The 23,044-nt window shown below is 63.7% G+C and carries 16 protein-coding genes; 8 read left to right on the top strand and 8 right to left on the bottom strand.

What is annotated here, in order from left to right; translation table 11 throughout:
• Positions 1-361 precede the first annotated feature (361 nt).
• The gene (gene nirB, locus BUS42_RS36820) at positions 362-3,340 is read right to left on the bottom strand and encodes a nitrite reductase large subunit NirB (RefSeq protein WP_074317484.1); all 2,979 of its coding nucleotides are present in this window, start codon (positions 3,338-3,340) and stop codon (positions 362-364) included.
• Positions 3,341-4,379: 1,039 nt separating this feature from the next.
• Between nirB and BUS42_RS36810 the strand changes: the two genes are divergently transcribed.
• On the top strand, positions 4,380-4,904 hold the full coding sequence (locus BUS42_RS36810) for a 2OG-Fe(II) oxygenase (protein WP_216821119.1): 525 nt from the start codon (positions 4,380-4,382) through the stop codon (positions 4,902-4,904).
• A 230-nt stretch (positions 4,905-5,134) separates the two neighbouring features.
• On the opposite strand, the gene BUS42_RS36805 is transcribed toward BUS42_RS36810, so the two are convergent.
• The gene (locus BUS42_RS36805; RefSeq protein WP_074316093.1) at positions 5,135-6,226 is read right to left on the bottom strand and encodes a Gfo/Idh/MocA family protein; all 1,092 of its coding nucleotides are present in this window, start codon (positions 6,224-6,226) and stop codon (positions 5,135-5,137) included.
• A gap of 296 nt (positions 6,227-6,522) precedes the next feature.
• Between BUS42_RS36805 and BUS42_RS36800 the strand changes: the two genes are divergently transcribed.
• Complete coding sequence (locus tag BUS42_RS36800) at positions 6,523-7,689, top strand: alpha/beta hydrolase family protein (protein WP_074316091.1); 1,167 nt, start codon at positions 6,523-6,525, stop codon at positions 7,687-7,689.
• Between the two features lie 270 nt (positions 7,690-7,959).
• Entirely contained in the window at positions 7,960-9,390 is a 1,431-nt protein-coding gene (locus BUS42_RS36795; RefSeq protein WP_074316089.1) for a sigma-54-dependent transcriptional regulator, read from the top strand.
• A gap of 18 nt (positions 9,391-9,408) precedes the next feature.
• Here the strand turns inward: BUS42_RS36795 and BUS42_RS36790 are convergent, their stop codons facing one another.
• Positions 9,409-10,374 carry a DUF1559 family PulG-like putative transporter gene (locus tag BUS42_RS36790; protein ID WP_074316087.1) on the bottom strand — a complete coding sequence of 322 codons (966 nt, stop codon included), beginning with the start codon at positions 10,372-10,374 and terminating at the stop codon, positions 9,409-9,411.
• Positions 10,375-10,525: 151 nt separating this feature from the next.
• Positions 10,526-10,879, bottom strand: coding sequence for a hypothetical protein (locus tag BUS42_RS36785; protein WP_074316086.1), 354 nt, complete (start codon positions 10,877-10,879; stop codon positions 10,526-10,528).
• A gap of 280 nt (positions 10,880-11,159) precedes the next feature.
• Between BUS42_RS36785 and BUS42_RS36780 the strand changes: the two genes are divergently transcribed.
• Positions 11,160-11,708: a hypothetical protein gene (locus BUS42_RS36780; RefSeq protein WP_254054061.1), complete on the top strand. Its 549-nt coding sequence runs from the start codon at positions 11,160-11,162 to the stop codon at positions 11,706-11,708.
• Between the two features lie 134 nt (positions 11,709-11,842).
• Here BUS42_RS36780 and clpB read toward each other — a convergent pair whose 3' ends face one another.
• The 3 genes from clpB to dnaK form a co-directional block, all read right to left on the bottom strand.
• Positions 11,843-14,491 (bottom strand): ATP-dependent chaperone ClpB, encoded by a 2,649-nt coding sequence (gene clpB / locus BUS42_RS36775; protein ID WP_074316083.1) that lies wholly within the window; start codon positions 14,489-14,491, stop codon positions 11,843-11,845.
• A gap of 405 nt (positions 14,492-14,896) precedes the next feature.
• On the bottom strand, positions 14,897-15,304 hold the full coding sequence (locus BUS42_RS36770) for a hypothetical protein (RefSeq protein ID WP_074316081.1): 408 nt from the start codon (positions 15,302-15,304) through the stop codon (positions 14,897-14,899).
• A 149-nt stretch (positions 15,305-15,453) separates the two neighbouring features.
• A complete protein-coding gene (dnaK, locus tag BUS42_RS36765) occupies positions 15,454-17,388 on the bottom strand; it encodes a molecular chaperone DnaK (RefSeq protein WP_074316078.1) in 1,935 nt (644 codons plus the stop codon).
• Between the two features lie 553 nt (positions 17,389-17,941).
• On the opposite strand from dnaK, the gene pheA reads away from it, so the two are divergent.
• Positions 17,942-19,102: a prephenate dehydratase gene (gene pheA / locus BUS42_RS36760; RefSeq protein ID WP_074316075.1), complete on the top strand. Its 1,161-nt coding sequence runs from the start codon at positions 17,942-17,944 to the stop codon at positions 19,100-19,102.
• A 414-nt stretch (positions 19,103-19,516) separates the two neighbouring features.
• On the opposite strand, the gene BUS42_RS45755 is transcribed toward pheA, so the two are convergent.
• Positions 19,517-20,284 (bottom strand): hypothetical protein, encoded by a 768-nt coding sequence (locus tag BUS42_RS45755; protein ID WP_254054060.1) that lies wholly within the window; start codon positions 20,282-20,284, stop codon positions 19,517-19,519.
• 172 nt (positions 20,285-20,456) lie between these two features.
• On the opposite strand from BUS42_RS45755, the gene BUS42_RS45750 reads away from it, so the two are divergent.
• The 3 genes from BUS42_RS45750 (at position 20,457) to tpiA (ending at position 22,990) form a co-directional block, all read left to right on the top strand.
• Complete coding sequence (locus BUS42_RS45750; RefSeq protein ID WP_254054059.1) at positions 20,457-20,999, top strand: PEP-CTERM sorting domain-containing protein; 543 nt, start codon at positions 20,457-20,459, stop codon at positions 20,997-20,999.
• 171 nt (positions 21,000-21,170) lie between these two features.
• Positions 21,171-22,208 carry a 3-deoxy-7-phosphoheptulonate synthase gene (gene aroF, locus BUS42_RS36745; protein ID WP_074316068.1) on the top strand — a complete coding sequence of 346 codons (1,038 nt, stop codon included), beginning with the start codon at positions 21,171-21,173 and terminating at the stop codon, positions 22,206-22,208.
• Positions 22,208-22,990 (top strand): triose-phosphate isomerase, encoded by a 783-nt coding sequence (gene tpiA / locus BUS42_RS36740; protein WP_074316065.1) that lies wholly within the window; start codon positions 22,208-22,210, stop codon positions 22,988-22,990. Before aroF ends, tpiA begins: the two co-directional genes overlap by 1 nt.
• Positions 22,991-23,044 lie beyond the last annotated feature (54 nt).

Raw genomic sequence — 23,044 nt, 5'->3', positions numbered from 1 at the left:
GTGGCCATGCACCTAATGAGGGTAAGACGGAGAACCTGGAAAACCTATTGAGGTCAGTGATCAGGCGTCTATCTTTACTGAATTTCACAGACTTCCCTACTGAAGTGCCTGGCTTGCGACACTCTGCCCTGATCGGTGTGTGGGTCTGCCACTGCCCTGTCGGTTTCGCCCCCCTTGGCCAAAGTGAAGAGCCAGACGAGTTGCCACTTCCGTGGCTTCGCGGAGACGGATGGGGTTTGCGAGGTCGATGCGCCGAGCGAGATGACATAGACGCCGGCCGCGACGAGTCGTCGGGACGCCGTCACGAGGAGTCGGGACCCGAGACTGAATCTGAAAGATTCAGTCTCGGGTTCAGGGTCGTTCAGCCGCAAGCCATGCGGCAGGGTTCGGGAGCCCCGGCGCGGCGTTCCATGTCTGGCTCGGGCGGCAGCTCGACGTAGACGTCGTCGCCCTCGACCCGGACCGAGAAGACCTCGACCCGGTACGACTCGCCGCTCAAGCAGGCGCCCGATTCGAGCGAGAAGGACTTCTTGTGCAGCGGGCAGGCGACCTTGGGGACGCCTTGCTGATCGCCGAGGATGCCTCGCGAGAGGACCGCCTCGCGCTTGTGCGGACAGGTGTTCTGGCAGGCGTACCACGTGCCCTGGGAGTCGAACCGGAACACGGCGACCTCCGCCGCCCCGTGCTTGATCGCGCGGCCGCCGTCGACGGGGAAGTCGCTCACCGACCCGACGCGGACCCAGCGGAGGCCGGCCTCGTCGGCCGGGGTCACCGGTTCGTCGGCTTGGGTCACCGGTTCGATGGGCTGCCGTCCCCCGAGCTGATCGATGGGCACGAAGTCCGACGGCCAGTCGGCGGGCCGCTGCTGGCCGCGCTCCGAGACGAACTCGACGCCGGACACGGCCTCGTCGGTGTTGGCGAACTGCTGGAAGAACCGCCGCTTCTCCGGGTCGTCGACGACGGCCTTCCACTCGCACCGGTACGAATCCACGAGCGCCTGCATCTGCCGCTCGAGCTCGTCGGCGATGCCGAGACGGTCATTGACGATCAGGTCCCGCAGGTTGTCGATCCCGCCCTCGAGGTTCTCGAGCCAGACTGACGTCCGGGTCAACCGGTCGGCCGTGCGGATGTAGTACATGAGGAACCGGTCGAGATAGCGGAGCGCGGTGTCTTCGTCGAGGTCGGCGGCGAGCAGGTCGGCGTGCCGCGGCCGGGCGCCGCCGTTGCCGCAGACATAGAGGTTGTAGCCCTTCTCGGTGGCGATCAGTCCGAAGTCCTTGCTCTGGGCCTCGGCGCACTCGCGGACGCACCCCGAGACGGCCCCCTTCAGCTTGTGCGGAGAGCGAAGCCCGCGGTAGCGCAGCTCGACCCGGATGGCGAACCCGACCGAGTCCTGGACGCCGTACCGGCACCAGGACGAGCCGACGCAGCTCTTGACCGTCCGCAGTGCCTTGCCGTAGGCGTGGCCGCTCTCGAACCCGGCCGCGACCAGGTCGGACCAGATCTCGGGGAGCCGGTGGACCGGCGCCCCGAAGAGGTCGATGCGCTGGCCGCCCGTGATCTTGGTGTAGAGGCCGTATTTCCGGGCGACCTCGCCCAGGACGATCAGCTTCTCCGGCGTGATCTCGCCGCCAGGGACGCGCGGGACCACGGAATACAGGCCGCCGCGCTGGATGTTGGCGAGGAAGCGGTCGTTGCTGTCCTGCAGAGTCGCGTGGGCCGGGTCGAGGACGTTCTCGTTCCAGAGGCTCGCCAGGATCGAGGCCACCGTCGGCTTGCAGACCTCGCATCCGTGCCCCCGGCCGTGCGCGGCGATCAGGGCGTCGAACGTCTTGATCTGCTTGATGAGGGCGATCTGGTAGAGCTCCTGGCGGCTGTGCGGAAAGTGCTCACAGAGGCGGTTGTCGACCCGAGCGCCCGTCGCCTGGAGTTCCGCCTTGAGCAGGTCGGCGACGCGCGGCAGGCAGCCGCCGCAGCCGGTGCCGGCCTGGGTGCAGGCCTTCACCTGGGCGACGGTCGTGAGCTTCTGGTCGCGGACCGCCTCGCGGATCCGACGCTCGCCGACGTTGTTGCACGAGCAGACCTGGGCGTCGACCTCGCCGCCGCAGGCGGAGCCTCGGCCCGCCGACAGGAGGTCGCCGGGAAGGATCGTGAGCGGCTGGTCGCTTTTGAACAGGCCGAGCAAGACGCCGAAGTCTGAGGCATCACCCACCAGGACGCCCCCCAGCAGGCGGGTGCCCTCGGGGTCGAAGAGGAGCTTTTTGTAAACGCCCCCGAAAGGGTCCTCGTAGGTCAAGGCTTTCGCCCCACCGGCCTCGGCGAAGGGGTCGCCGAAGCTGGCGACGTCCACGCCCATCAGCTTCAACTTGGTCGACATGTCGAAGCCGCCGAATGTCCGCGCCTCCCCCTTGAGGTTCGCCGCGACAACGTCGGCCATCTCGTACCCAGGGGCGACCAGGCCGTAGACCATGCCCCGGTGCAAGGCGACCTCGCCGACGGCGAGGATGTCCGGATCGGAGGTGCGGAGCGCGTCGTCGACGACAACCCCGCCACGCGGGCCGACCTCCAGGCCACAGTCGCGGGCCAGCTCGTCGCGGGGCCGGATCCCCGCCGAGATCACGACCATGTCGACATCGAGCTGCCCGCCGTCGGTGAACGCCAGCCCTTCCACCTTGCCGTTGCCGAGGAACTCACGCGTGCTCTTGCCCAGGTGGACCCGGACGTTCATCGCGTTGATCTTGTCGAGCAGCGTCTTCGAGCCTGCATCGTCGACCTGGCGGGGCATCAGCCGAGAGGCGAACTCGACGACGTGGGTCTCCAGTCCGAGGTCGCGGACCGCCTTCGCGGCCTCGAGGCCGAGCAAGCCGCCCCCCACGACCGCCACGGACGACGCCTTACCGGCGTAGGCGAGAATCCGCTCGAGGTCCTCGATGGTCCGATAAACGAACACCCCCTTCTTATCGACGCCGGGGACCGCCGGCACGAACGGCGCCGAGCCCGTCGCCAGGACGAGGGTGTCGTAGCCGACCTCGCGGCCCTTGGCCGAGACGACCACCCGACGCTCGCGGTCGATGGCCGACGCGCGGTCGCCCAGATGCAGCGTGATCCCGTTCTCGAGGTACCACGTCTCGCAGGCCAGCTTCAGGTGTTCGGCGTCGTGGCGTTCAAAATATTTCGACAGGTTGACGCGATCGTAGGCCGGCCGACGCTCTTCGCAGAACGTCACGACTTCGTAACTGCGATCGGTGTCGTAGGCCGCCAGTCGTTCGCAGAACCGGTGACCGACCATGCCGTTGCCGACCACCACCACGGTCTTCCGCTCGTGTCCTATCGCGATCATCGTCGGTCCCTTGTGCTGGTGGCCAATGTGCGTTCGATGCGTCGGAGTGATAGGAAGCGTCTCGTCCCGCGTCGAGTCGACCCGCACCGCGCAGGCCTTGTCGGCCGGCCGGCGTGATTCCAGGCCGAGTGCCGCGAGGGTCAACAGGTTGATCGAATCGTCGTGCCTGCGGAGGAAACCTGTCCGGCCGGCACGGTCGGCGTGGCCAACGCACCCGGTCCGACCTGCGCCGCCACGCAACGACCATCACTCCGGTCCCTGGACTCCGAGGGCCACCGCTGGGGTGAGACCGGCGACGGACCTGTCGTTGGTGGCGATGCTCCCCTTAAGGCAGGCTCCGTACCACGACCGACGGCATTTCGAGCCGAGGAGCTGTTTTTCCGCGGAAATCGCGACTTGAGCTTCGGTTCAGCCCCAACCCCGTTTCGGGAAACCGAAGGAAATCTGCGGTCGATCGCAGTCGGGATTGGGTTACTTTTGCCTAATTGTTGCGCCTATATGCCATCAGAATAGGCGGTGGTTTCGTGGGTCGCCGTTCATCATGATCAATGATTTCAGGGAGACCCCCCATCGACCGAATCCCCAGCAATGCGATCTTGGTCTTGGAGGCGTGCGGTGCGAACCGAAACTGGCTGGACCCGCACGACCGCGTCGAGATGACGCCGCAGTTGAAAGTGAAGGCGACCGATCACCCGAGGGGGGTTGGTGTGATTCTCCACGACTTCTCGAGGGTGCGCGTGCGGGCCACGTCCTCGATTCAGAAAATCGGCGAATATTATGATATTAAATAATAAGATATTATTTATGTTAAGCGTATTATTTTGTTGATGGTAATTGGATTGGTTTTTCGTTGTTTGGGCGTTGATGTGTTTGCCCTGTATGAACCTTTCGCCTTCGAAACGCGTCATTACCTTGGTGTCTCAAACTGGATCGGTCAGAAAGGTCGACCGGTGGCCTGCGTTGAGAACCTTCTGTGCGTCAAGCCAACTTTGTTGCCAATAACGGTGATCCGATGAACGTCGCGGAAGGTATTTTTACCGTGCCAGACCTTCTGACTTTGCAGGAGTGTCAGGCGTATATTGCGCTGACGGAGCGGGAAGGCTATCAGGCGGCACCGATCACCACGGCAAGCGGCTTTGCGATGCGCCCGGACATCCGGAACAATACGCGGGTAATTGTCGATGACGCCGCACGAGCGGATGACTTGTGGCGTCGTGTTCGCGATCGGATCCCCCGATTCTTCCAGGGTCGTCAGGCCATCGGTTTGAACGAGCGGTTCCGATTCTATCGGTATGATCCCGGCGAGCGGTTCGCGGCCCATCGGGATGGTCCCTATCGTCGAGAGAACGGAGAAAAGAGCCTCCTGACTTTTATGATCTACCTCAGTGAGGGGTTCACTGGCGGTGAGACGGTCTTTCAGGAAGTCTCAGTGACACCTCAACTTGGCATGGCCCTGATTTTCGAGCATCAGCTTATCCATGAAGGAGCCGCCGTGACCAGCGGCCGCAAGTATGTCCTCCGCTCTGATGTCATGTATGGCCGTGTCGGTCAGATTCGCGGCTAAGAACGCTGCATTCGACCCTGCGCGGGGAAGAAGTTGATCCGACTGGTCCTCCACACCTTTTGTCCCCGGAGCGCCGTCGGTGGCCATGCACCCAAAGAGGGTAAGACGGGGAACCTGGAAACCCCATCGAGGTCAGCGATCAAGTGTCTATCTTCACTGTATCTCCCAGGCTTCCCCATTGAAGTTCCTGGCTTGCGTCACGCTGCCCTGATCGGTGTGATGCTTGCCGCTCACGCGAGGACTGGGAACCGCACGGGGCAACGGTCGCGCTGGGAACGATAGATGGCGGTGAACATCGCCACGACCGTGCGGCCGTCCTCTCCCGTCACGGCGGGTGCCCTGCCCTCAAGGATCGCCTGCAGGAACTCGCCGATCTGCAACGCGTGGTAGTGGGTCGTGGCGTCGACCCGCGCGAACTGCTCCCGATCGCGCTCCCGGTATGCGGCGAGCTCAGCCTCCTCGCCTGGGACGTTCCAGAGGTCGTTCAGGGGCGGCTCGATGATTGACGAGACGCCCGCGACGAAGGACGCCCCTCGGTCGGTCTCGACGCCGACCGATGCTCCGTTCGAACCGTGGACGTGCACATGCGTGAATAAGCCGGGTTTCTGCGACAGGCTGGCCACGATTGAGCCGAGCCCCCCCGACTTGAAGCGGACGACGGCCACGGCGGTGTCCTCGACCTCCACGGAGGGGTGATTGAGGTTCGCCCAGCAGCCGCTGATCTCCTCGATCTCGCCCATGAACCAGGCGAGCAGGTCGAGCTGGTGGGGCGCCTGGTTCACGAGCACGCCGCCCCCCTCGGTCTCCCAGCGGCCCCGCCAGGGGTCGGACGCGTAGTAGGATGCGTCGCGCCAGTTGAACATGCCCAGGACGCCGAGGGCGGGCCGGCCGACCTTGCCGGCGGCGATCGCCGCCTTGACGCGCGCGACCGGCTCGAACCAGCGGCGTTGGCTGACCACGGCGAGGGTTGCGCCGGAGGCCCGCGCCGCCGCGAGCATTCGGTCGCAATCGGCGAGCGTCGCGGCCATTGGCTTCTCGACCAGGACGTGGACTCCCGCGTCCAGCGCCTGCACGGCAGGGTCGGCGTGGACTGGGTGGGGCGTGCAGACGCAGACTGCCTCGGGCCTGGCCTTCTCGAGCATCTCCGCTACGTCGACGAACCCCGCGACTCCAAATTCCGCCGCGAATTCTCGCGCGCGGTCGGGGAGTCCGTCGCAGACGGCGACCAGCTCCGATTCCGGGAGCCGCGCGAGTGCGAGGGCGTGGATCCGCCCGACCTTGCCGCAACCGACGAGGGCGGTTCTGAGCCTGACCTTACGCATGGCGTCACTCCGGAGTGAGGGTTGGCGTCTGCCGAGGATGCGGCTCATCAGCCGTTGACGAATCCTAGATCGTCAAGCTTTGCCGATCGACTCACTTTTAATCTGCTTGAACAGGCCACTCCTCCGGGGTCTGCTCCCGGATGAGCGCCACCCGCCGAGTCGGGGGTGGCTTGGCCTCGCCGGCTCGCCCTTTCACGGCGGATGACAGGCATCGCCACGGCTTTGATTCTGCTATGCTTTTGTCATCTTCGGTCCGTCAACGGTTTCCCCGAATCTTATCCGAGGAGTTTGCTTCCATGGAGACAGTTCATCGGCCGAGCGTTTTTCGAGGGAGACCAAGCTTCAGTTGGTCGACCCGCCTTCGCTTCGGCTCGACGCGGGCCGCTCTTGGTCTGGCACTCTGCCTCCTCACTGCATTGACCGGAGCTAACGGATGGGCGGGGACCCCGCAAGTCCCCAGCTATCCGGATCATGCCAAGCTGCTTGTTGTCAGGAACGTCGAGGGGGACGAGGCGCCGGTCCGGTCGGCTGCCGATTGGCAGGTCCGTCGCGCCCACATCATCGCCAACCTCGAGGCGGTCATGGGACCATTGCCCGGCGGCGAACGTCGGGTTCCGCTCGATCTCAAGGTTCTCGAGACGATCGACGAACCGACCTTCGTCCGCAAGAAGATCAGCTACGCCTGCGAGCCGGGCGACCGGGTTCCCGCCTGGCTCCTGATCCCGAAAGCAGGAGGCGCCCCGGCCAGACGCCCTGCCATGCTCTGCCTGCATCAGACCACCGCGATTGGCAAGGACGAGCCGACGGGGCTCGGAGGCAAGCCCAACCTCCACTATGCCAAGGAGCTCGCGGAGCGGGGCTATGTCACGATCGCTCCCGACTACCCGAACTTCGGCGAGCACAAGGTCGACCCCTATGCGTTGGGTTACGCCAGTGCATCCATGAAGGGCATTTGGGACCACCTGCGCGCGGTCGACCTGCTCAGCTCGCTCGATGAGGTCGACCCCGACCGGATCGGCGTCATCGGGCACTCGCTGGGGGGGCATAACTCGATCTTCGTCGCGCTCTTCGACCCGCGAATCAAGGCCGTCGTCTCGTCGTGCGGCTTCAACGCGTTCCCGTCCTACTACGAGGGGAAGATCACGGGCTGGTCGCACAAAGGGTACATGCCTCGGCTCAAAGATACGTATCAGCTTGACCTCGGCAAGGTTCCGTTCGATTTTCCGGAACTGGTCGCGGCCCTGGCGCCGCGTGCCTTCTTCACGAACTCGCCCACGCGAGACGCCAACTTCGAAGTCGAGGGCGTCAAACGTTGTCTCGTGGCCGCGGAGCCTGTCTACCGGTTGCTCGGGGCCAGCGATCGGCTCGTGGCGGTTTATCCCGACGCCGAGCATGATTTTCCCAAGTCCGAGCGAACGCGTGCCTATGAATTCCTCGACCGGAATCTCGGGGCGGCTCCCTGAACGGGTGGCTAGGCTTTTCTCCGAACCGATGGGCGCGAATCCGATCTGTCGTGGGAGGCGGGAGCCTCGGGCTCCCCTCCCAACAAGCCGGAGCGGAAGCGCAACCGTCGAGCGCGCGAGCCGACCTCGGCTTGACAACCCTTGGAATCGGCGTAATCTACTTCCTTTAGGATATTCTCCCGCCTTCCGAGTCCGAGATCTGATCTCGACCAGGCTTTCTGGAAGGTCGGGAACGTAGTCCCACCCGCCTCAACCTTGGATGAGGGCGCCATGGATCGACGCATCCTTGTGGTGGACGATAGTGAGCTGATTTGTCAGCAGTTGTCCCAGCTACTTGCTTCCCCCGATCGGCGCATCAAAGTGGCCCATGATGGGACCACCGCCCTGGAATGGATCGTCGAGCGAAATTTCTCGCTGGTCATCACAGATCTCTGTTTGCCCGGGATCAACGGCCTCGACCTGATTCGCGAGATTCGTCAGCGCGACTTGCCGGTGACCGCGATCGTGATGACCGGTAATGCCTCGATTGACTCGGCCGTCGCCGCGATGAAGCTGGGCGCGTACGATTACTTGCTCAAGCCGATCGACGCCCTGCGACTGGGTGTCCTCGTCGAGCAGGCGCTCGAGGATCGTAAGTTGATTGATGAGGTCGAGTCGCTCCGACACGGCGTACAGCAGCGCTGCGCCTACCACGACCTCCTCGGCAAGAGTCCCCGGATGCGCGAGGTCTTCTCGCGGGTGGCTCGGGTGGCCTCGTCGTCCTGCACCGTCTTGATCACGGGCGAGACCGGGACCGGCAAGGAACTGGTGGCGCAGGCGATCCACTACAGCGATGTCACACGCCGCGAGCCGCTCGTCGCTGTGAATTGCGCGGCGTTGCCCGAACCGCTGTTGGAGAGCGAGTTCTTCGGCCACGAAAAAGGGGCGTTCACCGGAGCGGACCGCCAGAAGAAGGGACGGTTCGAACAGGCCAAGGGGGGGACCCTCCTGCTCGACGAGATCGGCGAACTACCGCTGGGCATGCAGGCCAAGCTGCTTCGCGTGCTTCAGGACGGGACGTTCGAACGCGTGGGTGGTTCCGAAGTCATCCAAGCCGAGTGTCGCGTCCTTGCCGCCACGAACCTCAACCTGGCCGAGGCGGTGGCCGCCGGCCGGTTCCGTGAAGACCTCTTCTATCGTTTGAACGTGGTTTCGATCGAGCTGCCCGCGCTTCGGGATCGCGCCGACGATATTCCGCTGCTCGTACAGCATATTCTTAAGCGTCTCCAGGAGCGGCGGTTGCCCGCGAAGACGCTTTCGCGCGAGACCTACTCGAGGCTGGCGCGGTACGACTGGCCGGGCAATGTCCGTGAACTCGAGCATGTGATCGAGCAGGCCGTGGTGACGACCCCGGGACTGGTGATCGAACCCGATAACTTGCCGCCCCAGGTGGTCTCCACCCGGGAGGAGCCGTTCAGCCTCGATTTCGATCTGCATCGGCCGCTCCAGTTGATCACCGATGAATTGACCGAGCGCGTCGAGCGGGCCTATCTCCAGCGGGTCCTCTCGCGCTACCGAGGCCGAATCGACCGTTGTGCGGCCCATTGCGGGCTGTCGCGTCGGAGCATCAGCGAGAAGCTCCGACGTTATTGCATCGACAAGGCCGAATTCAAATCGAAAGCTTCGCTCCACCAGGAAGTGGCCCTGGTGGAGCCGGCCTGAGCCGCCGTGATCGCGGTCTCAAAAACTATCGGCGCTGATGACTTCACCCCCGCCTCGTGTTGCCAATCCTTGGAACACGACGGGGGTGATGGCGTTTTTGATGAACTTCACCGAGCCGTCGCCGAAGACGAAGTTGACCCCGCCGGGATGACGACTCCAATAATCCTCGACGTGTGCCATCGGATGATTGGGAGTTCTCGGGCCGTTCTCGGTGCCGACCGGTCCGAGGATCATCGTGAACGACTCTTCGGGGTCGACGGCGAACTGGTCGGTACCGCCCTCGAACGACGAAGTCTTGTGGAGCCAACCGCCGATCGCCCGGCCGGTCCAGGTGACGTAGCTGAGGTTGTGGCTCCGTTCACCCACCATGATCGTCTGACTTGAACCGTCGGTCATGTCGGCGAAGGTCAGGCGGCTATTGCGGTAGAACATGCCCGTGCCCCGACCGGGAGCTGCTCCAATCTCGCCGATTCCGTACATGCCAACGTAATTGCCCGAGGCCACGGTATAGACGGTCTGCTGGTTGGTTTCATCGCGCACGGGGATGAGTTGCTTGGTGAAGTCGGAGGGGCAGAGATAGCTATTGAACCGGATCGACTGTGCGGTGACGTTGTCCTGGTAGGTCATGGTCAAACTGAAATTGATCGCGTTGTAGACGGCGGTTTGTTCGAGGTGTGGGAGGATCATGCTCCCCCATCCCCAGCCTTGGCCGATGTCGTCCTCGGCGGTTCCCTCGTCTCCGGAGTCGCGCCGCCAGTTGCTGGCGTAGCCGGGTGGGAAGGCGCCGAGGGCACTCTGATAGTTGTGGATCGCCAGGCCGATCTGCTTGAGATTATTGACGCACTGCGAGCGTCGCGCGGCCTCACGTGCTGACTGCACGGCGGGGAGGAGGAGCCCGATTAGGACGGCGATGATGGCGATGACGACGAGAAGCTCGATGAGAGTAAACCCTCGCGGACGAATCCGCGGCGCATTGCGAAGCATGCAAACCTCCGGAACACTCAACGGAGACCGGGCGCACCAGAAAAAATGGGCGCTACAACGGCACCGCTGCTGAGCCACACTTTGGGGAACGTTTTTTTTTGAGGAAAACCACGGAGCGGACGTCATCGTGCGGGACACGAGGACGCGTCGTTCAGGCGGTCTCACGTTCCGGAGGGGCTCGGCAGGTGTTCCAGCGGAATGACTTGGTCGAAGTGGAGGAGCCGGTCGCGTCGGTTAGGAGCGAACCGACCGGCCGGTCGAGGCAGAACGGGGTGAGGATCCAGGCGTGATGCTCCGCCCGAAATTGGCAGGCCAGGCACTCGTCATGGTCGTGCGAGAGGTCCGGCGACCAGTGCCCTGCGATATGCGGCCTGGGATCGGCGCAGCCAGCCTCGTGTTGCGAAGTTCTCCCCTCGTCGCCACGACCATGGTCGTGCGACCCCTGGACCAGCACCGTGGCCAGGAGGTAGAGCAGAACTAACCAAGACCGAGACCGTCTCAACATCAAATCCCCAAAACACTCGCCATCATCGATTCGAGCCGATGGACCCGAAACTGGCGGAGTGCCTTGTATCTTGTGGCAGATCTCGGAATCCTGTCAAGCGGTATCATCCGCACAATTCGACCGCCCACGGATCTCGAGCGGCTCGTCGCATCAAGAACATCCACAAGAATTTGCGCCGGTCCAGCCTGGAGTCGGTCCGCTTCCGGCAACGAAATCAACTCGGAATCGCACCAAAACAAACCAAGGGTGGTCGCGACACGACCGAGGAGTCGGTATCATCGTGGATGCGCCCATCAATCATGCCACGACGTTTGAACACTTCCCTGGGTTCAGCGCGGTGGCAGGGGATTTTTGTGGGGAGGGGATGATGGGGATTCGCCGGTTCGGTCTCCTGGCGGTACTGGCCCTGTTCGCGATGGTTCCATCGCTGGCGATGGCGAGGGGCTACGGACGATCGGGTGGGACGATCAACACCCCGTTCGGCTCGATGAACACGAACTCGCCCGAGTACAAAATGGCGGGGGGCAACCCGTATGTTTATCAGGAGCTGATGGAAGAGAAGATGTTGATGCAACAGCAAATGATGATGCTGAAGCAGCAGCAACAGTACATGAAGCAGATGCAGAAGAATGCCAAGAACAACAAAGGGAATACCAACCTTCAACCCGTCACGCCGGTGAGTACGGTGACGAGTCTGGCTCCACGGAAGAAGAAGAAAAAGAAGTCGGTCACGGCGGTTAAATCGGCCTTCACGACGGCCACTTCATCAAATGCGACCTCGACGGCTGGGGCCAAGGCCTCGTCCGCGTCGGCCGCAACCAAACCGTAGTCGGTTTGAGCTGACCCATCCCCCCCGCATGCCCCATGATTCGTGGCGTTTACGGGCGCGGCGGTCCACGAACAGAGAACCCCCGCTCGATCCCCCAAAAAACGGGGTCGAGCGGGGGTTTATGCGTGAACGGGTCAAGCGGTCGGCGCCGGCTCGGACTCAACCGGGATGAACGTGAACTCGTTCCCGTCCCAGTCGACGTCGATCGTGGTTCCGGGCTTCGCCGGATTGCGGAGCAGCCAGCTTGCCAGCGGGTTGGCGATCCGTTGCTGGATCACCCGCTTCAACGGGCGAGCGCCATAGGCCGGGTCGAAGCCTTCGTCGGCGACTTGTTGCTCGGCCGGCTCGCTGACCCGGATGGTCAGGCCGACCTCGACGAGTTGCGCCTGGAGTCGGCGGAGCTGAATCTCGACGACTTTCACCAGTTCTTTCATCCCGAGCGGATGGAAGATGATGGTCTCATCGATCCGGTTGAGGAACTCGGGAAGAAACTGGGCCTTGAGGACGTCCATGACCGCGCGACGCATCCGAGCCTCGTCGCCGCTCTCGGCGAGCCGGGCGATCTCCTGGCTGCCGAGGTTGGACGTCATGATGATCACGGCATTGCGGAAGTCGACCGTGCGGCCTTGGCCGTCGGTCAGACGACCATCGTCAAGGACCTGGAGGAGGACATTGAAGACGTCGCGGTGCGCCTTCTCGACCTCATCGAGCAAGATGACCGAATAGGGTCTGCGGCGCACCGCTTCGGTCAGCAGACCGCCCTCCTCGTAGCCGACGTAGCCGGGAGGGGCGCCGATGAGCCGGGAGACATTGTGCCGCTCGCCGAATTCGCTCATGTCGATGCGGACCATCGCGGTCTCGCTATCGAACAGGAACTCCGCCAAGGCCTTCGCCAGCTCCGTCTTGCCAACGCCCGTGGGACCGAGGAAGAGGAAGGAGCCGATCGGACGGTGCGGGTCCTGGAGCCCCGCCCTGCTCCGCCGCACGGCGTCGGCAACGGCCTTGACGGCTGCGTCCTGATTCACCATCCGGAGGTGGATCTGATCCTCCAGATCGATCAGCTTCTCCCGTTCGGTGGTGAGCATCTTCGCGACCGGGATCCCGGTCCACTGCGAGACGACCTCGGCAATCTCTTCGGCGTCCACTTCACGCTTGAGCAGTCGCTTGGTGTCCTTGGGCTGGTTGTCGCCGATGAGCTCGTTCTGGGCGATCTTGGACTCCAACGACTTTCGTTCCACGTCGAGCGCAGCCAGTTCCTGATATTTCTTTTCTTCGGGGCGCTCGCCGCGCTGCTGCATCATCCGGATCTCGTCCCAGATCCGCTGATAGTCGGTCTGCACATGGACGAGGCGTTCGCGGACTTTCTGGACATCGCCGAGACCCGACTTCTCGAATTCCCACTGGGCGCGGAGATCCTGCTCCTGCTTCTTGAGCCGGCTGATCTCGGCTTCCACCTCGGCGAGACGCTCGAGCGCGTGCTCTTCTTCCTCGGCGGCGAGCATTCGCTGCGAGAGCTCGAGCTGGAGCAAACGGCGCTGAATGATGTCGATTTCGGTCGGGACCGATCCCAGCTCCATCGCCAGGCGACTCGAGGCCTCATCGATGAGGTCGATGGCCTTGTCGGGCAGGAACCGGTCGGTGATGTACCGCGAGGAAAGCTTGGCGGCCGCGACGAGGGCGGAGTCCTTGATCTTGACCCCATGATGGATCTCGTACCGTTCCTTCAGACCGCGAAGGATGGCGACGGTATCCTCGACCGACGGCTCGGGGACGAAGACGGGCTGGAACCGACGCTCGAGCGCGGGGTCTTTCTCGATGTGCTTGCGATATTCGTCCAGCGTGGTGGCGCCGATGCAGCGGAGCTCGCCTCGGGCGAGGGCGGGCTTGAGCAGGTTGGCGGCATCCATGGCTCCGTCCGCCTTGCCGGCACCGACGACCAGGTGCAGCTCGTCGATGAACAGGATGATCCGCCCTTCCGACTCCGTCACATCCTTGAGGATCGCTTTGAGCCGTTCCTCGAACTCACCGCGGAATTTGGTTCCGGCGACCAGTGCCCCCATGTCGAGCGCGATGACCTTGCGATCCTTCAGGCTCTCGGGCACGTCCCCCGAGATAATCCGCTGGGCCAAGCCTTCGACGATCGCCGTCTTACCGACGCCTGGTTCGCCGATCAACACCGGGTTATTCTTGGTTCGGCGGCTCAAGACCTGGACGACGCGGCGGATCTCGGCGTCCCGGCCGATCACCGGGTCCATCTTTCCCTTGCGCGCCAGCTCAACCAGATCCCGCCCGTATTTCTCGAGTGCCTGATACTTGTCGTCCGGGTTTTGGTCGGTCACTCTTTGTCCCCCTCGTACTTTTTGAAGGGCCTGAAGAATATCCTTCTCGGTGATCCCCATCGCCTCGAGCAGGGACTGGGCCTTCCCCTTGACCTTGATGAGCCCCAGCAGGAGATGCTCGACCGAGACAAACTCATCCTTCATCCGGTCGGCCTCTTCCTGGGCCACGTCAAAGACGCGGCTGAGGTCCGGACCGAGCGTGGTTTCGCCTCCGCTGACCTTGGGCAAGGCGTTCAGGCCTTCGCCGGTCGCTTTGAGAAGCTGCCCCGGGTTCACCCCGAGCTGCGTCAAGAGCGAACGGATCACGGCCTGATCGGGGTCGAGCAGGGCCGCGAGCAGGTGCATCGGTTCGAGCCGTTGATGGCCCCGTTCCTTGGCCAACTCCTGGGCCCGTTGCACCGCTTCCTGGCTTTTCAGCGTGAGCTTCTCGAATCGAAATGCCATGATACGACCTCACGGCGCTTGCCGTCATTCGAACGAAAAGGTTGTCCCTATCCGAGAGGCATTCTGCATTGCTACGCACCCAACTCGTCGGCTGGTTCGCGAGGCGTCAATGGGATTGCATGATTCGGCAGGCGCAAGGGGGCGCGATCGAAATCGAACCGCGAGTGCGGAATCTCGATCGCAGGGCCACCCAGCGAGATATGAGAACACTTGAGTCCCCTCATTGGGGGGCGAAAGGGGTACGCCGCGAAGGGAGAGGGGCTCGAAGCGTTTCGGTTCTAAAGGGGGGCTCCAGTATGACCGTTTGCCAATACGGTCAACTGGGCGCACCTCGGTTCCACGCGTCGTGACCGGGCCGTCCACCGTCGTCAGTGCGGGCCAGTCCGACTCCCGTGGGTGGTCGGCTTAGAAGAACGGCGACTCGGGCCACTCGGGATAGTCGCGAGCCGTTTGATACTGCTTGAACCAGAACGGGACATCGCCGACGGTGGATTCGCCCCGATTGACGTAGGCTTCCCACCAGCCGTCCGAGGGCCGCAGGAGATTGCCGAAGTCGCTTCGGGCCTTGGGCTTCTGAATGACCAGCGCACTCAGGTCGGGAAGGTTGTTTTCGAGGCAGACCGTCTGAAGCGGCTTGAGAAGCTTGGTGGCGATCGTCCGAGGCGTTTCCTTGACGCCGACTTCCTTGCAGCGCTGGCAGAAGTCATCGTAGGAAATCCAGACGGCGGTTCGCCGATCACGGGCGGCTTGGGCAAGGTCTTGGGCTATGCGCACCAGGATCGGGTAGACCGTCCGTGCATCATCGAGAGACATAGCGTCGACTCCTCGGAGACAAGACGCCTCGGAAGTAGGGGGCGTCTTGGAGACAACGGCCCGGTTCCGCGGGGCACCTTCTTGATTGTACAAAACGACGAAGGGGGTGGGGATGGTCCCCACCCCCCCTGACTTGCGGCCTTGGGCAGTTACTTCTTCTCTTCAAACTCGACATCAATGACGTCGTCGGCTTTGTTGTCCGGGCCGCCATTGGCGGAGGCTCCCCCACCGGCGGCCGCGCCGGCCTCGGGGCCGCCCGCACCGGGAGCGCCGGTGGCATTGGCGGCATAGAGATGCTCGGACATCGCCTGGCTGGCTCGCTGGAGGTCTTCAATCGCCTGATTGATCGCGGCGACGTCGTTCTCCTTCTTGACCGCATTGAGCCGATCGATGGCGGCGCGGACCGCGGACTTATCGGAGTCGGAGAGTTTGTCCTTACTCTCATCCATCAACTTCTCGAGTTGATAGGTTCGCTGATCGGCATTGTTCCGGGCTTCGGCGAGGTCGCGTTTCTGCTTGTCGTCGGCCGCGTGCGAATCCGCGTCGCGCTGCATCCGTTCGATCTCGTCTTTCGAGAGACCGCCGGACGACTCGATCTTGATTGTCTGTTCCTTGCCGGTCCCCTTGTCGCGCGCCGTGACGTTCAGGATGCCGTTGGCGTCGAGGTTGAAGGTCACCTCGATTTGGGGCGTGCCCATCCGCGCGGGGGGAATACCGTCGAGGTTGAATTCACCGAGCAGGCGATTGTCGGCCGCCATCGGCCGTTCGCCCTGGTAGACCTTGATCGTGACCGCGTTCTGGTTGTCTTCGGCGGTGGTGAACGATTCCTTCTTTTCGGTCGGGATCGTGGTGTTCCGCTCGACGAGCTTGGTGAAGACGCCCCCCTTGGTCTCGAGGCCGAGGGAGAGCGGGGTGACGTCGAGCAGGAGCAGATCCTTGACGTCGCCGGTCAGGACCGCGCCCTGGATCGCCGCGCCGATGGCCACGACCTCGTCGGGATTGACCCCCTTGTGGGGTTCCTTGCTGAAAATCTCCTTGACGATCTGCTGGACGCGGGGCATCCGGGTCGAGCCGCCGACCAGCACAACCTCATCGATATCCGCCGCCTTGAGCTTGGCGTCATCGAGCGCCTTCAAGACCGGGGCTTTGCAGCGGTCGAACAGGCTGTCGGTCAGCTTCTCGAACTGGCTGCGGTTGAGGGTCAGGGTCAAGTGCTTGGGACCGTTCTGGTCGGCGCTGATGAACGGCAGGTTGATGTCGGCCTGCGTCTGGAACGAGAGGTCCTTCTTGGCCTTTTCGGCGGCCTCCTTCAAGCGCTGGAGGGCCATCTGGTCCTTGCGGAGGTCGACCCCCTGCTCTTTCTGAAACTCGTCGGCGATGTAGTTGATCAGCGCCTGGTCCCAGTCGTCGCCACCGAGGTGGGTGTCGCCGTTGGTCGAGAGGACCTCGAAGACGCCGTCACCCACGTCGAGGATCGAGTTGTCGAAGGTTCCGCCGCCGAGGTCGAAGACGGCGATCTTCTCGTTCGCCTTGCGGTCGAGTCCGTACGCCAGGGCGGCGGCGGTCGGCTCGTTGATGATTCGGGCGACCTCGAGGCCGGCAATCTGCCCAGCGTCTTTGGTGGCCTGACGCTGGCTATCGTTGAAGTAGGCCGGGACGGTGATCACGGCCTTGCGGACCTTGTGCCCGAGATAGCTCTCGGCCGCTTCTTTGAGCTTACGGAGCACCAGCGCCGAAATCTCGGGCGGGGTGTAGTCCTTGCCGCCGACGTGGACCTTCACATAGTCGCTGGCGCCGCCCACGACCGGGTAAGGAACCATCTTCTCTTCGCCGCGCACTTCGTCGTGGCGTCGGCCCATGAACCGCTTGATCGAGTAGATGGTTCCGGTCGGATTGGTGACCGCCTGTCGCTTGGCGGGCTCGCCCACCAGCGTTTCACCCTTGGGGGTGAAGGCGACGACGGACGGCGTCAGGCGACTCCCCTCTTGGTTGGCGATGACCGTGACGTCGCCCCCCTCCATGACCGCAACGACACTATTGGTTGTCCCGAGGTCAATTCCGATAATCTTTTCGCCTTCAGCCACGACCAGTCTCCTTCTCCCAGATTGAGCAGTGGCGAGGTTGCGGGCCACGGGACCCACGAGAACTCAGTGCGATCGCCCACTCAAGGGAACGACCAAGCGGCACACGGGCCCACTCGGCCTCACTCATCTGATTCTTCGCCGCCTCGCGACACAGAATAACAATTATGCAAGGTCAGTGCCATCAGGCCCGACGTCATTCGCTGGATCGCTGGTTCGCCGGAAAATTCAAGGACTTGCGTCGGGAATGAAAGATCGCCTGCAAACGTGAACCCCCGAGTCGACTGCCAAAACGACAGGGACCGTTGCGCGCTGGGAAAGCGCTCTGCCGCTTTGGCAGCAACCGCCGAATTCGCGTTCTTTTCCCGAAGCGGTCCGACGGGTCGATCGGGTTACTCTAACCCATTTCGGGGTCCAGTGAAACGGGGCCGATCCCGGGTTGTCGCGAGAAATGGCTTGACAGGGGTTCAGACTTTATGTATCCACTTGTGACGGCCAAGGTTGCGTCCGATTTCTAGCGGACCGCGAAGACCGGTCTCTTGCCCCGAGTGGACCGATGCCCCGTAAGCCCTCGTCCGACCGCCCCAAGTCCTCGACGGCGGCGACACCCGCCGATACGAAACGTGCGCCGACCTTGGCGAGCTTTCGGAGCGAGATCGATCGCATCGACAAGGAGCTGATCGCGCTCCTGAACCGTCGCTCCGAAATCTCGTTGCAGATTGGCCAGTTGAAACAGAAACAGGGCCTGGAAGTCTGGTCCGCGGCCCGCGAAGACGAAGTGATCGCCAAGGCCCTAGCCACCAGCCGCGGGCCACTCCCCGTCGAAACGCTCCGACTCATCTTCCGCGAACTGATGAGCGGATCACGCTCGTTGCAGCGGACCATGCGGATCGCCTGCCTGGGACCCAAATACAGCTATAGCCATCTCGCTGCTGTCGCCAAATTTGGCGAGGCGGTCGAGCACGTTCCGGTCGGTTCGATCACCGCCGTCTTTGAAGAAGTCAACCGGCGGCACGTCCAGTTCGGGATCGTGCCGCTGGAGAATTCGACGGACGGACGGATCGCCGACACGCTCGACATGTTCGTGCGGCTCCCGGGCCTGAAGATCCGCGCCGAGATTCGCCTGCGGGTGCATCACTGCCTCCTCAGCCGTTGTGCCTGGGGGCAAGTCCAGCGGATCTACTCGAAGTCTCAGGCCCTCTCGCAGTGCCGGCACTGGATCGGTAAGAATCTTCCCGACGCTCGACTGATCGACGTTGTCTCGACGGCCGCCGCCGCGGAGCACGCCCAGCGCGAGGAGTTCTCCGCAGCCATCGCCAGTCAGGCGGCGGGAGCGTCGTACGGCCTCAACGTGCTCGCGGCCAACATCGAGGATCAGACTCACAACGTCACACGGTTCGCCGTGATCGCCGAGCGCTCGGAGGAGCGGACCGGTCGCGACAAGACCACGCTCATGTTGCGCGTGCCGAATCAACCGGGAGCGCTGGTCGAGGCGATCGCGCTCTTCAAGAAGAGCGGGATCAACATGACCTGGATCGAGTCGTTCCCCAACTCCGACGGACCGACCGAGCGCGATCCAACCTACCTCTTCTTCCTCGACATCGACGGTCATGCCGATGACGAGCCGATCAAAAAGACCCTCGACCTGGTCCGCAAGAAGTGCGAACGCCTCGAGATTCTCGGCTCCTATCCCCGCGGGGAATGTATCGAGAGTTGATTGGGGGTGGATCCGCGGCGAACACCCAAGTGTTCCAGTTATAACGATTGGTCTTGACGTGAGAGCGCGGCCGGTACTTAATGTCCCGGCCCAAACCTTAGGAGCAAGTGGCGGTGAGCCAGGACGCTGACCAGGGCTTTGCTCTCCATGGAAGGACCCACCCATGAGCATTCGACTTGCAGGGTTGACTCGGTGTGGACTCTCGACTCTGGCTGCCCTGGTGATGGCGGGCTCATCGGTCGTTGCCGAGCCGATGTACACCGTCACCGACGTCGGGGGTAGCAGCGATTCCGTGCTCCCCTTAGGCGACAGCTCGAGGGCTGTGACCACCCAGAAACGGCTCAAGGTCGACCCCTCGGGAAAAAACACGAACGGAACTGGGGACCGGCCCCAGTCCGGCGAATCCAGGGGGCCTCATCCCGACGCGTTGAAGCAGGGCGCCAATGGCGTCGACGCCGGGGCCACGTCGCGAGCGGGGAGCAACGCCGCGGGATGGGACTTCGGCAAGCACCGGGCCGAGGCCCGGTTCGTCGGTGGCCCGACGACTGCCATCGGAAACCTGCCCAGTAGCCCGGCCATCAGCACGGGATCCCTGCCCAGTGGCCCGGCCACCGCCGCGGGATTCTTTTCTAGTGTGCCGGTCCCTGCCACGGGATCGTTGCCCAGTGTCCCGTCGGCCACTGCCGCGGGATCGTTGCCCAGTGTGCCGGCAGCCACTGCCTCGGGATCGTTGCCCAATGTCCCGTCGGCCACTGCCTCGGGATCGTTGCCCAGCGTCTCGACGGTCCCTGCCACGGGATCGTTGCCCAGCGTCCCGTCGGCCACCGCCTCGGGATCGTTGCCCAGCGTCTCGACGGTCCCTGCCTCGGGATCGTTGTCCAGTGTCCCGTCGGCCACTGCCACGGGATCCTTGCTCAGTGCCCAGACGGTCTCTGCCACGGGATCCTTGCCCAGTGCCTCGGCCCCCGCCGCGGGATTCTTTTCCAATGTGCCGGCAGCCACTGCCGCGGGATCGTTGCCCAATGTCCCGTCGGCCACTGCCGCGGGATCGTTGCCCAATGTCCCGGCGGCCACTGCCGCGGGATCGTTGCCCAATGTCCCGGCGGCCACTGCCGCGGGATCGTTGCCCAGTGTGCCGGCGGCCACTGCCGCGGGATCGTTGCCCAGTGTCCCGGCAGCCACTACCGCGGGATCGTTGCCCAGTGTCCCGGCAGCCACTACCGCGGGATCGTTGCCCAGTGTGCCGGCGGCCACTGCCGCGGGATCATTGCCCAGTGTCCCGGCAGCCACTACCGCGGGATCGTTGCCCGGCGGCAATTTGAGTCAGGTTCTCGGGGGCAACGACAAGAGTCAGGTGGTCGGAACGTCTGGTTCAGGTGGGCAGAATGCCCAGGCTTTCCTCTATACTCAAGCAGAAGGGGCCACCGGGCTCGGCAAAGCCGATGTGGGGAGCGCGGCGAATGCGATCAACAATTCCGGGCAGCTTGTGGGTGACCTCGCCAAAGGGAGCGGTCCGACTGGGCGTACTTTCGCCTCGTTCAACGAGAACGCCCCGGTCGATCCCAATCGCCTGATCGATCCCACTTCGGCCTCGACCCTGACGAGAGCGACGGACATCAATGCCGTCGGTCAGATCGGGGCGTTCGGGCTCACTTCCCTCGACGTGATGCATGCCCTCCGGCTGGCACCGCAAGTCCCCGATAGCGCCAATAGCCTTGTGGCCGCGGCCTCCGGTGCCGATGGCACGTCGACCCCGATGCCCGTGTCGATGCCCTCACTCCACGTCGAGCTGGGAGCTCCGCAGCCGGTTCCTGAGCCGAGCGTCCTGGCCCTCTTTGGCATCGTGTCGGCCGGGCTCGTCGCGCGACGGAGGATCGCCCGGCGCCGGGCGATCTGACCGGGACGGCAAGGCGGGGCCGCGGCGACGACAAATCGCATGCCCGGAGCGGTTTCCGCTTCCCTCCTCGTTTGCCGATCGTTAAACTCTTGGGTTCACCCAACCGACAGTAGGTCGACCCCCAGCGTCGGGAGGAACACGGCCGACCCGGCCGGGAGCCTGAGGACCCTCATGATCATCGTTCTGAAGCCGCATGCGACCCAGGAGGTTATCGACCACGTTATCGAGCGGATCGAAGCCCTGGGCTTTACCCCGCACCTGAGCCAGGGGGTCGCGCGGACAATCATTGGCGTCATTGGTGACGAAGATAAGTTGCAGGCCGAGCCGCTCCAGGCGATCGCGGGGGTCGAGCAGGTGGTTCCGATCCTCAAGCCCTATAAGCTCGCCAGCCGCGAGTTTCACGGCGAGGCTTCGGTCTTCGACATCAAGGGGATCAAGGTTGGCGGCGGCCACCTGATGATGATCGCCGGCCCGTGCGCCATCGAGAGCGAGCCGCTCCTGGTGGAGATCGCCGAGAAGGTCCGCGAGGCGGGGGCCAACGTGCTCCGCGGCGGTGCGTTCAAGCCGCGAACCTCCCCCTACAGCTTCCAGGGGCTCGGCGAAGACGGCCTCAAGATGCTCAAGGCGACGGGTGAGCGGTTCGGCATGCCGGTCGTCACCGAGGTTATGGATCCGCGGCAGATCGAGCTGGTCGAACGCTATACCGACCTGTTCCAGATCGGCGCCCGGAACATGCAGAACTTCGACCTGCTCAAGGAAGTCGGCAAGACTCGAATCCCCGTCCTGCTGAAGCGCGGGATGAGCGCGACGGTCAAAGACCTGCTCATGTCGGCCGAATACGTGCTCGCCCAGGGCAACCGCCGGGTGATTCTCTGCGAGCGCGGGGTGCGGACGTTCGAGGACTCGACCCGCAACACGCTCGACCTCTCGATCGTGCCGAATGTCAAAGGATTGAGCCACCTGCCGATCATCGTGGATCCGAGCCACGCGACCGGTCGGCCCGACCTGATCCCCGCGATGTCGCTCGCGGGAGTCGCCGCCGGCAGCGACGGAATCCATATCGAGGTTCACTCCTGTCCCGAGAAAGCACTCTCGGACGGGCCGCAGGCGTTGTTGCCTCGCCAATACGCCCAGCTCATGGTGGAGTTGCGGCAGCTTGCCCAACTCCTGGGCAAGACGATCGACGCTTGTGAGGGAGTGACTGTCTGATGCGTCCCCTGTTTATCGCGGGTAACTGGAAAATGAATCCGGCGACGGCGAAGGAAGCCGTCGCCCTGGCCGAGGCGGTCAAGAACGGCGTCGGACCGGCGGCCGACGTCCGCGTCGCGGTCTGCCCCCCAGCGCTCTTTCTCGACCAGGTGGACGCGGCCCTGGCCAACTCGCCGATCGGTCTCGGTGCGCAGAACATGCACTGGAAGACCGAAGGCGCCTACACCGGCGAGATCTCGGGGGCGATGCTCAACGACGCCGGATGCACCCACGTCATCCTCGGCCACAGCGAGCGGCGGCACGGGATGGGGGAGACCGACGCCCAGGTCAACGCCAAGCTCCACGCCGCCCTGGCCGTGGGCTTGATCCCGATCGTCTGCATCGGCGAGACCCTTCAAGAGCGCGAAGCGGCCCAGACCGAAGACGTGGTTGCCGGCCAGTTGACCGGGTCCCTCGCCGGGATCTCGGCCGAACAGATGGTCGGGATCGTCCTCGCCTACGAGCCTGTCTGGGCGATCGGCACCGGTCTGACCGCCACCCCGGCCCAGGCGCAAGGGGTCCACGAGTTTATTCGCGACTGGCTGACCAAGCTGTTCGGCGAAGCGACCGCGGCGCGGATCGTTGTCCAATACGGGGGGAGCGTTAAGCCCGACAACGCGGCTGAGCTGCTCGCTTGTCCCGACATCGACGGGGCTCTTGTCGGTGGTGCCAGCCTCAAAGAGGCGGACTTCCTGGGAATCATCCGGGCGGCCCAGGTTGTCGCCGCCAAGGGCCAGGTCTGAATTCGAGCCTTCGGGAATCGCCGCGCGTCGTCCCCTCCGATCGGGACGACGCTT

The sequence above is a fragment of the Singulisphaera sp. GP187 genome, assembly GCF_900129635.1.
In the GTDB taxonomy this organism is placed as follows: domain Bacteria; phylum Planctomycetota; class Planctomycetia; order Isosphaerales; family Isosphaeraceae; genus Singulisphaera.
The sequence above is the reverse complement of the archived record's forward strand: the minus strand, read 5'-3'. Positions and strand labels throughout refer to the sequence as shown.

Excerpts from the sequence above, each read along its gene's own strand:
- BUS42_RS36770 (WP_074316081.1), bottom strand. The coding sequence starts at position 15,304 with ATGTCTCTCGATGATGCACGGACGGTCTACCCGATCCTGGTGCGCATA.
- aroF (WP_074316068.1), top strand. The coding sequence starts at position 21,171 with ATGATCATCGTTCTGAAGCCGCATGCGACCCAGGAGGTTATCGACCAC.
- pheA (WP_074316075.1), top strand. The coding sequence starts at position 17,942 with ATGCCCCGTAAGCCCTCGTCCGACCGCCCCAAGTCCTCGACGGCGGCG.
- clpB (WP_074316083.1), bottom strand. The coding sequence starts at position 14,491 with ATGGCATTTCGATTCGAGAAGCTCACGCTGAAAAGCCAGGAAGCGGTG.
- BUS42_RS36800 (WP_074316091.1), top strand. The coding sequence starts at position 6,523 with ATGGAGACAGTTCATCGGCCGAGCGTTTTTCGAGGGAGACCAAGCTTC.
- BUS42_RS36785 (WP_074316086.1), bottom strand. The coding sequence starts at position 10,879 with ATGTTGAGACGGTCTCGGTCTTGGTTAGTTCTGCTCTACCTCCTGGCC.
- nirB (WP_074317484.1), bottom strand. The coding sequence starts at position 3,340 with ATGATCGCGATAGGACACGAGCGGAAGACCGTGGTGGTGGTCGGCAAC.
- BUS42_RS36795 (WP_074316089.1), top strand. The coding sequence starts at position 7,960 with ATGGATCGACGCATCCTTGTGGTGGACGATAGTGAGCTGATTTGTCAG.
- BUS42_RS36790 (WP_074316087.1), bottom strand. The coding sequence starts at position 10,374 with ATGCTTCGCAATGCGCCGCGGATTCGTCCGCGAGGGTTTACTCTCATC.
- tpiA (WP_074316065.1), top strand. The coding sequence starts at position 22,208 with ATGCGTCCCCTGTTTATCGCGGGTAACTGGAAAATGAATCCGGCGACG.
- BUS42_RS36805 (WP_074316093.1), bottom strand. The coding sequence starts at position 6,226 with ATGCGTAAGGTCAGGCTCAGAACCGCCCTCGTCGGTTGCGGCAAGGTC.